12 protein-coding genes are annotated in these 13,875 nt (G+C 46.5%); 1 reads left to right on the plus strand and 11 read right to left on the minus strand.

Annotated elements, in window-relative coordinates:
- The 4 genes from A136_RS00190 to A136_RS00205 form a co-directional block, all read right to left on the minus strand.
- Window positions 1-1,386 carry a class II fumarate hydratase gene (locus tag A136_RS00190; protein ID WP_017063661.1) on the minus strand — a complete coding sequence of 462 codons (1,386 nt, stop codon included), beginning with the start codon at window positions 1,384-1,386 and terminating at the stop codon, window positions 1-3.
- Window positions 1,387-1,398: 12 nt separating this feature from the next.
- Window positions 1,399-1,785: a hypothetical protein gene (locus tag A136_RS00195; protein WP_017062714.1), complete on the minus strand. Its 387-nt coding sequence runs from the start codon at window positions 1,783-1,785 to the stop codon at window positions 1,399-1,401.
- Between the two features lie 200 nt (window positions 1,786-1,985).
- Complete coding sequence (locus A136_RS00200; RefSeq protein WP_017062715.1) at window positions 1,986-3,689, minus strand: sodium:solute symporter family protein; 1,704 nt, start codon at window positions 3,687-3,689, stop codon at window positions 1,986-1,988.
- A 10-nt stretch (window positions 3,690-3,699) separates the two neighbouring features.
- Window positions 3,700-3,966: a DUF4212 domain-containing protein gene (locus A136_RS00205; RefSeq protein ID WP_010435433.1), complete on the minus strand. Its 267-nt coding sequence runs from the start codon at window positions 3,964-3,966 to the stop codon at window positions 3,700-3,702.
- A gap of 448 nt (window positions 3,967-4,414) precedes the next feature.
- On the opposite strand from A136_RS00205, the gene A136_RS00210 reads away from it, so the two are divergent.
- Window positions 4,415-6,166 (plus strand): potassium/proton antiporter, encoded by a 1,752-nt coding sequence (locus A136_RS00210; RefSeq protein WP_017063662.1) that lies wholly within the window; start codon window positions 4,415-4,417, stop codon window positions 6,164-6,166.
- Here A136_RS00210 and A136_RS00215 read toward each other — a convergent pair.
- The 7 genes from A136_RS00215 to arcC form a co-directional block, all read right to left on the minus strand.
- Entirely contained in the window at window positions 6,163-6,792 is a 630-nt protein-coding gene (locus A136_RS00215; RefSeq protein WP_017062717.1) for a response regulator, read from the minus strand. The genes A136_RS00210 and A136_RS00215 overlap by 4 nt on opposite strands.
- Window positions 6,793-7,004: 212 nt before the next feature.
- The gene (locus A136_RS00220; protein WP_017063663.1) at window positions 7,005-8,855 is read right to left on the minus strand and encodes a protein-disulfide reductase DsbD; all 1,851 of its coding nucleotides are present in this window, start codon (window positions 8,853-8,855) and stop codon (window positions 7,005-7,007) included.
- A gap of 175 nt (window positions 8,856-9,030) precedes the next feature.
- A complete protein-coding gene (locus A136_RS00225; RefSeq protein WP_017063664.1) occupies window positions 9,031-9,519 on the minus strand; it encodes an arginine repressor in 489 nt (162 codons plus the stop codon).
- Window positions 9,520-9,846: 327 nt separating this feature from the next.
- Window positions 9,847-10,311, minus strand: coding sequence for an aspartate carbamoyltransferase regulatory subunit (gene pyrI, locus A136_RS00230; RefSeq protein WP_017062720.1), 465 nt, complete (start codon window positions 10,309-10,311; stop codon window positions 9,847-9,849).
- A gap of 15 nt (window positions 10,312-10,326) precedes the next feature.
- Window positions 10,327-11,256 carry an aspartate carbamoyltransferase gene (pyrB, locus tag A136_RS00235; RefSeq protein ID WP_017063665.1) on the minus strand — a complete coding sequence of 310 codons (930 nt, stop codon included), beginning with the start codon at window positions 11,254-11,256 and terminating at the stop codon, window positions 10,327-10,329.
- 484 nt (window positions 11,257-11,740) lie between these two features.
- Window positions 11,741-12,751: an ornithine carbamoyltransferase gene (locus A136_RS00240; RefSeq protein WP_017063666.1), complete on the minus strand. Its 1,011-nt coding sequence runs from the start codon at window positions 12,749-12,751 to the stop codon at window positions 11,741-11,743.
- Between the two features lie 141 nt (window positions 12,752-12,892).
- Complete coding sequence (arcC, locus tag A136_RS00245) at window positions 12,893-13,804, minus strand: carbamate kinase (RefSeq protein WP_017062723.1); 912 nt, start codon at window positions 13,802-13,804, stop codon at window positions 12,893-12,895.
- Window positions 13,805-13,875: the final 71 nt, after the last annotated feature.

The following is a 13,875-nucleotide window of genomic DNA, read 5'->3' on the forward strand; positions in this document are numbered from 1 at the left end:
CTAACCAGCAATGCCACCTTGTGTCAGTGTGGTTGGATCAAGCAGTTTACTGAGCTCTTCTCGGCTAAGATCGGTTTCTCTTTCTGCGACATCCAGAATTGGTAAGCCTTCTTTGTAAGCTTTCTTGGCAATATCAGCCGCCTTCAAGTAGCCAATCACAGGGTTAAGTGCGGTCACTAGGATTGGGTTCTTTGACAGTGCCAAATCGAGATTGTCTTGGCGTACCGTGAAGGTCGCGATGGCTTTATCTGCCAATGCGACAGAGCTATTAGCCAATAACTCAATACTTTCCAACACGTTATGAGCAATCACTGGCAGCATCACATTAAGTTGGAAGTTACCTGATTGTCCGGCTACGGTAATGGTGGTGTCGTTGCCAATGACTTGCGCCGCCGCCATAGCTGCAGCTTCTGGAATCACAGGATTTACCTTGCCAGGCATGATCGATGAGCCTGGTTGTAGAGCCTGTAATTCAATTTCCCCTAAGCCAGCCAACGGCCCAGAGTTCATCCAGCGAAGATCGTTTGAGATCTTCATGATCGCAACTGCTGCCGTTTTGAGCTGACCTGACAGCGCAACGATCGCGTCTTGACTGCTGAGGTTAAAAAAGAAGTTTTCACTCGAGCTAAAACTGATCTTTGTCGATTGAGACAGGTTACTCGCAAACTTATCGGCAAAGCGTGGGTCAGCATTGATCCCTGTTCCAACCGCAGTACCACCTTGTGCTAAAGCCTTGATAGCGGGCAGGGTGTTCTCTATTGCTTGCTTAGCGTGTTCTATCTGAAATTTCCAACCACCTAGCTCTTGAGCAAAGGTCATTGGCATCGCATCCATTAGATGAGTGCGGCCGGTCTTCACGACCTCCGCAAGTTCCTGTTGTTTGATGGTGAGTGCTTCAGAAAGGTGAGTTAATGCAGGTAATAGCTTATTTTCAGCCATCAAAGCAACGCTCACTTGAATTGCGGTTGGCACCACATCGTTACTGCTTTGGCCCATGTTGACGTGATCATTGGGGTTCACGTCGCCTTGCAAGCTTCTTGAGGCAAGCGTAGCAATCACTTCATTGGCATTCATGTTGGAACTGGTACCTGAACCGGTTTGGTAGACATCGATAGGGAATTGATCGAGGTGTTTACCCTCAATGATCTCTTGGCTGGCTTCGGCTATCGCGTTGGCAATATCACCTTCCAGTAGACCTAACTGAGCATTGGTATCTGCCGCTGCCTGTTTAATTAACGCCAGTGCTTGAATAAAACTGGTCGGCATCTTGTGAGAGCTAAACGCGAAGTTATCCGCTGCACGCTGAGTTTGTGCTTGGTATAGCGCATCGGCAGGGACTTTCACTTCGCCCATGCTGTCTTTTTCAATCCGAAATTGTAGGGTCATGTTCTATCCTTGTTAGCCAAGTGGGGCTTGGACTTGTTGTAGTGTTTGGCTGAGATTCAAAAAACGCGCTTGGCCTTGAGGTTGCTGGCAGTAGTGGCGCTTCAAATAAAATAGTGGTGAGTGAATAGAGTCTAGGCAGATATGACGAAAGGCGAAACTGCGCTGAGGAGACTCAATCGCTTCAATCAAATGAAAGAAAACTTGGCGTAGATACAGCTCGCACAACAAGATGTTTTCTTGAGCGGCATGCTTTTCATAGTAAGCCGAAAGCGTCAGTGCACACTCGATATACTCTCGAATTACAAACGGCTCATGGCCTTGAACTTGTTCTAATGAAGCAAAGCGATCCTGTGCTTTGTAAAATCTCGAATAGAGAACCTGCTGCTCTTTCATCATCATCTGCATCTCTTTATTGGATGTTAATGATAATTATTATCAAATAAAATTTTAAAAACAACCCTTTGTTTATCTTTTTATAAAGTGAGCAGAAAAAGAAAAAGCCGATACACGAAGTATCGGCTTTCTGGAGTCAGTACCTAATCCCTACAATGTAAGTACTGATTCATTTTTTGCTAAACATCTTTGTTTAATGGTCGTGCTTAGTGGTCGTGAGCTTCACCTGCACCTTTCGGGTAACGGATGTTCTCAACCATATCTTGTACATCTTGTGGTACTTCAGCAGTTACTTTGTTTACAGCAATCGATACTACGAAGTTTAGACACATACCTAGCGTACCGATGCCTTCTGGGCTGATACCAAACCACCAGTTTTCAGGTGTGCTTGCTGCTGGGTTAATGAACTTGAAGTAGATGATGTAGCTTGCTGTGAAGGCAATACCTGACAACATACCTGCAATTGCGCCTTCCTTGTTCATCTTCTTGTAGAAGATACCTAGGATAATCGCTGGGAAGAAGGATGCTGCGGCTAAGCCGAAGGCAAACGCTACTACCTGTGCTACAAAGCCTGGTGGGTTAATACCTAAGTAACCGGCACCGACAATCGCGACCATGGCTGCCAGACGAGCGGCTAACAGCTCCTGCTTGTCGGTCATGTTTGGTCTGAAGCCTTTCTTCAACAAGTCATGTGAAATCGACGTTGAGATGACCAATAGTAGACCCGCGGCTGTTGATAGTGCGGCTGCTAGGCCACCGGCTGCAAGCAGTGCTACAACCCAGTTTGGTAGTTTCGCTAGCTCTGGAGAAGCCAGTACGATGATGTCACGGTTAATCTTCATCTCGTTGCGCTCATCGCCCGAGTAGAACATTTTGCCATCGCCGTTCTTATCTTCCCAACCTACTAGGCCAGTGCTTTCCCAGTTTTTGTACCAGCTTGGTGCGTCCGCTGCAGCGACACCTTGCATGTCAGGGCCGTTGATTGTTTCGATCATGTTTACACGAGCGAATGCTGCAACGCCTGGTGCTGTTGTGTATAGCAATGAGATGAACAGTAGTGCCCAACCCGCTGAGATACGAGCATCACGTACTTTTGGTACCGTGAAGAAACGAATGATTACGTGTGGAAGACCCGCAGTACCGACCATTAGAGCCGCACAGATGAAGAATACATCTACCATGCTCTTGTTACCTTCGGTATAGGCGGTAAATCCGAGTTCTTCGGTCAGTCCATCCAGTTTATCAAGAAGGTAAACATCTGTGCCTGATAGCGTAGAGCCCATACCAACTTGTGGAAGTGGGTTACCTGTCATCATGATTGAGGTAAAGATTGCTGGAACAAGGAAGGCGAAAATGAGGACACAGAATTGAGCTACCTGCGTATAAGTGATGCCTTTCATGCCACCTAGTACTGCGTAGAAGAACACAATACCCATACCAATGATGATGCCTAGGTTAATATCAACTTCTAGGAAACGAGAGAATACAACGCCCACACCACGCATCTGGCCTGCAACGTACGTAAACGATACGAAGATTGCACAGAATACCGCTACCATACGTGCCGTTTTCGAGTAGTAACGCTCACCGATGAAATCAGGAACCGTAAACTGACCGAACTTACGTAGGTAAGGTGCTAAACATAGCGCAAGTAGTACATAACCACCTGTCCAACCCATTAGGTAAACCGCACCGTCGTAACCAACGAATGAGATGATACCTGCCATTGAGATGAATGATGCTGCCGACATCCAGTCAGCGGCGGTCGCCATGCCGTTTGCTACTGGGTGTACACCACCGCCAGCAACGTAGAACTCACTAGTAGACCCTGCACGAGCCCAGATTGCGATGCCGATATATACCGCGAAAGTAATACCGACGAGAATAAACGTCCAAGTTTGAATATCCATGTTCTAGCCTCTAGTCTTCCTGTACGTTGTATTTTTTGTCGAGCGCATTCATGCGGACAACGTAAATAAATATCAGCGCCACGAAGGTGTATATCGAACCTTGCTGAGCGAACCAAAATCCTAGCTTGAACCCGCCAAACTGAACGGTATTGAGGGCATCCACAAATAAGATGCCAGCGCCGTAAGACACCGCAAACCAGACCGCGAGCAGTGTTCCCATAATTCCCAAGTTTTCCTTCCAGTAGGCTTGAGCATGTTCCGTAGATTCGAACGCCATTGCCTTCTCCTTTATTCCGTTTTCGTAGAAACTGTTTTTGTGAAACCGTTTTGTAAAATAGCGTGTTAACGTAATGTTACGATTTAGAATGTAGCAAGGATAAGTCAAGGGATCTGTGCAACTTTAGTCGGGATGGTATTAGCGCTAATGTACTGAAATATGGGAGCTAGGAGACATAATCATAGAAAAATGTGATGTTAAAATGTTGTTAAATTAGCCAAAGGTCTAACAAAAAGGGATGAATTAGACTGCGAGTCATAAAATTTAACAACTAAATGACCGAGAAACGGTATTTAGTCCTGCCTATGACACGAAGCGAAACATAAGTTTGTTATAGTAACTACGGTACTTTCACCGGCTGTGACTTGCTTAACGGCAGAAGATCAACAAGCTAGTGGCAAAAGATCAACAGGCTTAAAGCTCGAGTTTTATTCTTTGGGGGAACGAATTGGACGCAATAACCATTAATCACTTATTTTTGACTGGTGCCGTACTCATCGCCATCAGTGTACTTTTCTCACAAGTGTCCTCTCGATTGGGCGTTCCTATTCTTTTGATCTTCCTTTTCGTTGGCATGTTAGCCGGTGAAGATGGCCCGGGCGGTATTAATTTCGATGATTACTCACTGACTTATTTGGTGAGTAACCTCGCGCTTGCCGTGATCTTGCTGGATGGCGGTATGCGAACCAAGGTCGCAAGCTTCAAGGTCGCTTTCTGGCCGTCGCTCTCATTAGCAACAATAGGCGTAGCCTGTACTGCGACTCTAACCGGTTTAATGGCGGCTTGGCTGTTCGACCTGTCACTGATGCAGGGCATTTTGGTGGGCGCGATTGTTGGTTCGACCGATGCGGCAGCGGTATTCTCTTTGTTGAAAGGGCAGAGCCTCAATGAACGTGTTGGCTCAACCCTAGAGATCGAATCCGGTACCAATGACCCAATGGCGGTGTTCCTGACGGTGACCTTAATTGCGCTGCTGGGCACTCCTGATGCTGAAATGGGGATGAACTTCCTACTGAAAAGCTTCGCGATGCAGTTTGGTATCGGCACTCTTATCGGTCTTGGTGGGGGCTGGGTGCTATGGAGCTTAATCAATCGAGTACAATTGGCTGATGGCCTTTATTCCATTCTGGTACTCAGTGGGGGTGTGGCTCTGTTTGCGTTCTCTAACATGCTTGGCGGCAGCGGCATCTTATCGATTTACCTAGTGGGCTTGTTCATTGGTAATCGTCCGACGCGCTCGCGACACTCGATTCTTAATGTTCTTGATGGCATGACGTGGCTAAGCCAGATCGTGATGTTCTTGGTTCTGGGGTTATTGGTGACGCCATCGACATTGATGGACATTGCACTTCCTGCGTTAGCATTGGCTTTCGGTATGATTTTGTTTGCTCGCCCGTTGTCTGTTTGGTTGGGTTTACTGCCGTTCAGAAGCTTTACCACCAAAGAACGTTGGTTTGTTTCTTGGGTAGGTTTACGTGGCGCTGTGCCGATCATTTTGGCGGTGTTCCCGATGATGGCTGGCCTGCCTAATGCCCAGCTTTACTTCAATATCGCCTTCTTCGTGGTTATGGTTTCGCTGATTGTTCAGGGCGGTAGCTTGATGAAAGTTGCGAGGTTGGCTCAGGTGACCTTACCACCGACACCAACCCCAATTTCTCGTACCGGCATGGAGATTTATCCGACCAGTGAGTGGGAGATGTTTGTTTACAAATTGAAAGACGAGAAGTGGTGTGTCGGCGAGCCGCTTAAACGCTTATCTATGCCAGAAGGGACGCGCATTGCGGCAGTGTTTCGACAAGATGCCATGCTTCACCCATCAGGCAGCACCGTGTTAGAGGCGAACGATATCTTATGTGTGCTTGGTCAAGACAAAGATTTGGACAGCTTAAGTTCGTTGTTCAGTGAGGCGCCTCTAGCAGAAGAGGCGGCACGATTCTTTGGTGACTTCTTCTTGGATGTTGAGCTATCAGTTGCGGCAGTGAGTGATTGTTATGGTATTGAACTTGGCTCGGAAGAAGAGCGAGAAATGACGCTAAAACAATTGGTTGCTCAAGAGCTTGGCGCACACTCTGTATTGGGTGATAGCTTTGAGTGGCATGACATCACTTGGGTGGTTGCAGAGATAGACGATCATAAAGTCGTCAGGTTGGGTTTATGTTTACCTAAGACGACTTTAGAAGAGGATATCAGTGAAGCTTAATTGTGGACTTCTTGTAGCAAGATAACCGCTTGAGTACGATTTTTCACATCCAGTTTACGGAAGATGGCCGTCATATGTGCTTTGATGGTCGCTTCCGAAACATTCAATTCATACGCGATTTGCTTGTTAAGCAAGCCGTCAGAAAGCATCCCTAATACCTTGTATTGCTGAGGCGTCAGTGTGGAAATCTTTTCTGCAAGGTCGCTACACGCTGCATTATTGGTGATAAGCCCTTCAGGGAAGAACGGGTCGCCATTCAGCACTTGATTCAGTGCACTCACCAACTCACGCATATCACTCGACTTAGGAATAAAGCCAAACGCACCGTGGCTCTTCACCTGAGTGACCACGCTGGCATCTTCACTGGCAGAAACCACCACAATCGGTAGATCTGGGTATTCAGCGCGCAGTTGAATTAAGCCTGACATGCCATTGGCGCCCGGCATTTTCAGATCGAGCAGTAATAGATCCGGCTCGCCTTCTTTCTTTAGCAGAGTCAGTAAGGCATCGAGAGAATCGGCCTCAAGCAGGTTCGCACCACTGATCGCCATATGAACTGACTGAAACAGGGCGTTGCGAAAGAGAGGGTGGTCATCAGCAATGATGATGGTATAGGTCGAGTCCATGACGTTCATACTTTTAACAATTTAGTTAATATTTATTATCATCCTGATTGAGTATGTGGACAATATCTATGCATTAAAAGTCTGAACCATATCGACTTTTATCCCCGGAATAAGAAAGCGTTACTCTGAATAGCAAAAAAGCCGCACTGCCATCTCGTTACGGAGGGGCGGTGCGGCTTTCGATTCGGCTTATATTTTAGTGAATATTGCCGTTATAGCTGGTGGTTTTGCATGTGTTTTAAGAATACATCAGCAGGCATAAAACCGGTTACACGAGCATTTGGAACATGGTTACCCTCGCCATCCCAGAACTCAATCGTCGGTAAGCCAAGTACCTGTAATTGTTTAAGCAGTTCAATGTCTTGAGGCATGTTTCTCGTTACATCGGCTTGTAGCAGTACAAAGTCAGAAAGCTTGTTTTCCACATCAGCTTGATGGAAGGTGTACTTCTCGAACTCTTTACACGCCACACACCAATCGGCGTAGAAGTCGAGCATCACAGGCTTACCGAGTTTCTTCGCTTCGATGAGCTGGATTTCTAGCTCTTCAACCGTGTTGATGCGTGCAAATTGGATGTGCTGTTGTTCTACCGTTACGCTCTTCTCCGCAAACCAATAGTTCAATGCAGGCTGTGCCGAAGCAAACAAGCCAAGCATCGCGATGATGCCTACCGCACTCTGCTTCCAGCCGCCGAATGGCAGTGCATTCTTGCTATGGTACAGCCAACCAAAGGCGATGAAGCCAAGGCCAGACCAAAGCACGGTTGCCCACAATTCAGGAATGATGCGCTCTAGCAGGAAGATAGGTGCTGCCAGCAAGATAAAGCCGAATACGATCTTCACCTTGTCCATCCAGCTGCCCGCTTTAGGCAATAGCTTATTACCAAATACCGCAACTAAAATCAGCGGAATACCCATACCCATGGCTAATGCATACAGAGCAATCGCACCGGTAAATAGGTCGCCACTCTGAGCCACATACAGCAGCGCGCCTGACAATGGCGCCGTGGTACAAGGTGAACACACTAAGCCAGAGATAGCGCCCATTGCGAATACGCCCAAGGTATTGCCACCTTGCTGCTTATTGCTTTGATTGTTGAGCCAAGTTTGAATGCTGCTTGGCAGTTGCAGGTTATAAACGCCAAACATCGACATTGCCAACGCCACGAACAGAACACTCAGCGCGATCAGCACGTAAGGGTGCTGCATAGCGGCTTGGAACTGCATGCCTGCTGAAGCAACCACTAAACCTAATAAGGTGTAGGTTAACGCCATGCCTTGCACGTAAATAAAGGACAGCATCAGCGCGCGACCTTGGCTGAGTTTGCCACCACCTAAAACGATACCCGTTAGAATCGGATACATAGGCAGCACACACGGCGTAAAGGCTAAACCAACACCGAGTGCTAAGAATAATAGAGGGGTCCACCAACTGTCACCGAGCTTATCGGCTAAGCCTGCTTCTTTTGAAACAGGGGCATTTGGCTGTTGAGTCGTGTTACTTACAACGTCTGCTTTCGGAGATGTTGGTTGCGTAGAAACATCGGTTTCGTTGCCAGCAGAAGATGAAGCTTGTGAGTCACTACCTTGCGAATTAGCAGAACCTGTTGCTGTGAAAGGTTCAATGTCGATGATACGAGTCTCTGGTGGGTAGCAGAACCCTGCGTCCGCACAGCCTTGATACTTAACGATCAGCTGTGAGCCATCTTGGTAACTCTGCAGAGGAACTTGCACGAATAACGGCTGAGTATAAATGCTCACCTCACCGAAGAATTCATCTTGGTGCGGCTTACCATCTTCTAATTCAACATTACCGATAGCGAGATTTTGCCCGGTGAACGAGAGGCTATGTTGATAGAGGTAGTAGCCCTCTTTTACTTGCCAGTCGAGAAGGACTTTGTCGTCTTGCTGGTAGTAATTGAAAGGGAAAGCTTGGTCTACAGGGACAAAACCATTGTTATTGCCTCCGAAGCTTGGCTCGGCGTTGTCGTTCCCAAATAGCGCCCACGCAGGCTGGGTGAATAGGGAAACACAAATAAAAAGTAATGTGGCAAGTCGTCGCATACTATTTAGTCATCAAAATGGAGTTGAAGGTATCTTAACTCAATCAGACCGTAATAGTTTGCTATTAGTTTCATCGGCAAACAAATATCCCCTAAGGCGGGATAGCGATTTTATTGGGTAATCGAGTGGGGAGCTGCAATTCAACTTGAGTGACTTGCCTTTGTAAAAGAGACATTTAAGCTACACCCAAGCGTGCTTTTACTACTTGTTCGCAAGCATCAATATTCATCGTATCTTTTGGAATAATAAGCACGGTATCATTACCGCCAACGGTGCCGATAATCTCAGTATGTGGGTCGATATCGACTAATCTTGCGACTAATTGAGCACAACCTGGATGAGTTTTTACGATGACCATCGCTTGGTTATGAGTGATGAATTCGATTTGCGATGAGATGGATGCATCGACACGAACCGGTGCACTTTCAACCGTGATGCAGTAAACCTTTTTACCGCAAGCATTCTGAATTTTGACAACACCAAGCTGTGACAAAATACGAGATACGGTCGATTGGCTGATACCGGTATAGCCAATATCGACGAGTTTCTCTCGCAGTTGATTTTGGGTCGAGAAGCTTTGTTGTTGTAGTAAGCGTTTGCACGCTGCAGTCAGTGTTTTATCTTCAGCTGAATACAAGCAACCGTGCTCAGTGATTGGGTTCATGAACAACTCCTTAAGGTCAACATGTGGTTATCGCTTGTCCATAGCGCCGAGCGTACTCCCAAAGCCGTAGAGTACGATTGTTAAATAGGGCTTACCGATGAATCCCGAAATAAAGAGGGAAGGTATGCGTGATGTATGATCGTCTACCCATTGAGTCTACCACTAAAGGATAGTTATCTTTTTGAAGGGGATCACCAAATAAAATTCTAGTTAATTGCTTTTATTTTGGAGTTTTATTCTTTTGTTAAATGGATATTTATTCCAAGTTTGGCATAAATATCCATCGGTATTAGGGTGCTTTGGAGACCGTGATAATGGCGCTAAGGGTTAGCGAATTTCACTCATGATCTCGCGAGAGAATACTTTTTCACAGTAGTGACATTTTAGCTGCACGTTTTCCTGTTTTAGCTGCACTTTAAAGCTGCTTTCGACAGGTTCACCGTGCGAAATACAGTTGCTATTCGGGCAAGAGTAGACACTGTGGATTTGCTCTGGCAGCACAAGGGTTAGCTTGTTAACCACTTTATACTCTTCAATCTGATTGACCGTTGCCTGCGGAGCATAAAGAGCCAATTGGTTGGCTTGTTCCTTGGTCAGGAAGATGTTCTCAATCTTGATTAGATCTTTATGGCCAAGTGCCGATGATGGCAGGTTTAAGCCCATAGTGATGCGCTGTTCTGTCTTGTGTAGCTTAAACAGTTTAAGGATTTTGATACCAAGGTGAGCAGGGATGTGGTCAATCACGCTGCCGTTACGGATCGCTTCTACTTGTAGCTGAGTTTGTTTAACCATGACTGTTTCTCCTGCTTATAAAGTGTCGTTAAGAACTAGGGCCAATAGGGCTTCGCGAGCGTATACACCGTTTTCAGCTTGTTCGAAGTAGTAAGCGTGTGGCGTTTTATCAACGTCGGTGGTGATTTCGTCGACGCGTGGCAGCGGGTGAAGTACCTTCATGTTTTGACGAGCGTCTTTCAATGTATCGGCGGTGAGGATGTAAGCCGATTTCATGTGTGCGTATTCCGACGCATCAAAGCGCTCTTTCTGCACGCGAGTCATGTACAGAACATCCAGTTCCGGCACGACTTCTTCAATGCTGCTGTGAGTGCTGTATTGGATGCCCATCTCTTCCAATTCTTCACAGATGTAATCTGGCATCTCTAAGACTTCTGGCGCGATAAAGAAGAAACGCACGTTATTGAATTTCGATAGTGCTTGGGTCAATGAGTGCACGGTACGGCCATATTTTAGGTCGCCGACGAACGCCACATTGAGGTTATCGAGCGTGCCTTGTGTTTCGTAAATCGAGAACAGGTCCAGCAAGGTTTGCGTCGGGTGCTGGTTAGCACCGTCGCCGCCGTTTACTACCGGCACACCGTTAGAAAATTCAGACGCTAAACGTGCTGCCCCTTCTTGTGGGTGACGCATTACAAAGGCATCGACGTAGGATGAAATAACCTGCACTGAATCGGCAAGTGTTTCGCCTTTCTTCGCCAGTGAGGTGTTACCGCCATTATCAAAGCCAATGACCGTGCCACCAAGGCGCTGGACGGCGGTCTCAAATGAAAGGCGAGTTCGAGTTGAAGGCTCAAAGAAGCAGCTCGCAACGACTTTATTTTTCAGCAACTCTGGGTTTGGCTCTGCTTTGAGTCTTGCTGCAGTATCGACGATAAGCTCCAGTTCATCACGAGAGAGCTCTGGAATGGAGATGATGTGCTTGTTAAATAACGAATGCGCCATAACGGGTCTTCCTTTTTCTATGCATACAGTCAAATTGCGGACAAAAAAAAGCCCCCTAAAAATAGGAGGCTTCGAAACGATCAATAGAGCAAAATAAAAATGACACTAACGCCACTCTTTGGCGTGTAGTTTGACAATTATGTGCGACAGAACTGCGGTTCATTTTTTGCTCTCTTTAGACAAATTGCGGAGGATTATACTCAGATAAAAAGGCCATGCAATACTTTCTGTAAAGTATTCATTTAATGGATTTTTATGCGAAATCACGTCCGTTTGTAGCTTCCATTTAAGCCTTTGTCGGAACTGCGAATCTCAGGGTTTTTCAGGTAATAATCTTTTTTAGTACATGAAAAAAAATGCGGGTTTTATCCAAGGTCAAAATCCCAAGAACGCCACCCGCATTTCCCTGTTATTGCACTTAACTTGTCAATGTCTTGCGAACAAGTGAGTGCTTAACTTTTTAACTTCGTAACTTTTTAATTTATTAGCTGCCTAGTGTCGCAACCATGACTGCTTTGATGGTGTGCATGCGGTTTTCTGCTTCATCGAATACGATTGAGTATTCAGACTCGACTACTTCATCTGTCACTTCTACGCCATCTTTAAGTTGCGGATATTCAGCAGCAAGTTGTTTGCCTACCGTGGTATCTTCGCCATGGAAAGCTGGCAGGCAGTGCATGAATTTCACATGTGGGTTGCCTGTTGCTTTGATCATTTCCATGTTCACTTGGTAAGGCATCATTAGGTTGATACGCTCAGCCCATGCTTCTTTCGCTTCGCCCATGGATACCCAAACGTCGGTGTATAGGAAGTCACAACCCTGCACGCCTTCTTGAACATCTTCTGTTAGCGTGATTTTGCCGCCAGTGTGTTCTGCGATTTCACGACATTGAGCTAGTAGCTCTTCTTGTGGCCAGAATTGCTTTGGAGCTACAAGGCGGATGTCCATACCCATTTTCGCAGCGCCAACCATCAGAGAGTTGCCCATGTTGTTACGAGCATCGCCTAGATAAGCAAAGCTGATTTCATGCAGTTGTTTACCACGGCCGTATTCCGTCATGGTTAGGAAGTCAGCCAAGATTTGAGTTGGGTGGAATTCGTCAGTCAGACCATTCCATACAGGTACACCAGCGTAAGCGCCTAGTTCTTCAACGATCTCTTGACCGAAGCCGCGGTATTCAATGCCATCGTACATACGGCCAAGAACGCGAGCGGTATCTTTCATAGATTCTTTGTGGCCAATTTGAGACCCAGATGGACCTAAGTAAGACACGCGAGCACCTTGGTCGAATGCCGCGACTTCGAATGCACAGCGAGTACGAGTTGAGGTTTTCTCAAAGATAAGTGCAATGTTTTTGCCAGTCAGTGTCGGCTGTTCGTAACCGTTGTACTTCGCTTTTTTTAGCTCCATAGAAAGATCTAACAAGTGTTGAATTTCGCGTGGAGTGAAATCTAGTAGTTTTAGGAAGTTACGATTGCGTAGGTTAAAAGCCATGATGTATTCCTTCTTAGATTTAGGCGCTTTCCTGTTACAGGGAAAGAAAATTCAAGAAAGCGCGATTCAATTTTTGTGTATTAATTTCAGTTCAAACGGTGATTCAGTTTTCTCGCAAGGTTTGAAAAGCTCGCGAGTAGATTAATCTTTGGTGATGTTGGTGCCCGCCAAGCCTTGCAGGATTTGCAAACCATCTTCGAGTGCACCAATACCGACGACTTTGCCGCCTTGCTGAATGAATTCGCACGATGCTTCAATTTTTGGTCCCATAGAGCCTGCATCAAATTCGAATTTCGCCAGTTCACTTGGTGTGGTGCTGCGCAGTGCGTGTTGAGTCGGTTTGCCCCAATCAAGGTAAACAGCGTCCGCGTCGGTCAAAATAAGCAGTGCATCCGCATCCAGTTGTTTCGCTAAGAAAGCCGCTGACATGTCTTTGTCGATAACCGCTTCAACACCCACTAATTTGCCGTTCTCTTTTTTCACTGGGATGCCACCGCCGCCAGTACAAATCACTAGGTGGCCTGCATCGATAAGTTGGGTGATCGCTTCGTGCTCAACAATGCCAGTAGGGCGTGGGCTTGGCACAACGCGACGGAAGTGTTGGCCGTCTGGTTTGACGATCCAGTGGAATTTCTCCGCCAATTCACGCGCTTCCGCTTCTTCGTAGATCGGGCCAATCGGCTTCGTTGGATCGGCGAATGCAGGATCGTTTGGATCAACGGTCATTTGCGTCAACATGCACGAGATGTTGCGGTTAGGTAGATAGTTCTTGAACTCTTGCATCAGCATGTAGCCGATCATGCCTTGAGTCTCACTGCCCAATACATCTAGCGGATACGGGTTTACTTTTTTGTATTCCAAACCTTGCAGAGCCAGTAAACCAACTTGTGGGCCATTACCATGTACTAGAACCACGTTGTACACTTTCGCGATTTCAGAGATGGTTTTAACCGCTGTTTCAATATTACGGCGTTGAACATCGGCTTCTAACGGCTCACCGCGACGAAGTAAGGCATTACCGCCGAGTGCAACAACAACAGTTTGCTTAGTCATAATTGTGTTCTCTCATTTTGGCCAAGCTGAGATTATTTAAGATCATTCAACTTGGCCGTTTTCGTCTTAGT

Source organism: Vibrio crassostreae 9ZC13 (genome assembly GCF_000272045.2).
Lineage (GTDB): Bacteria > Pseudomonadota > Gammaproteobacteria > Enterobacterales > Vibrionaceae > Vibrio > Vibrio crassostreae_C.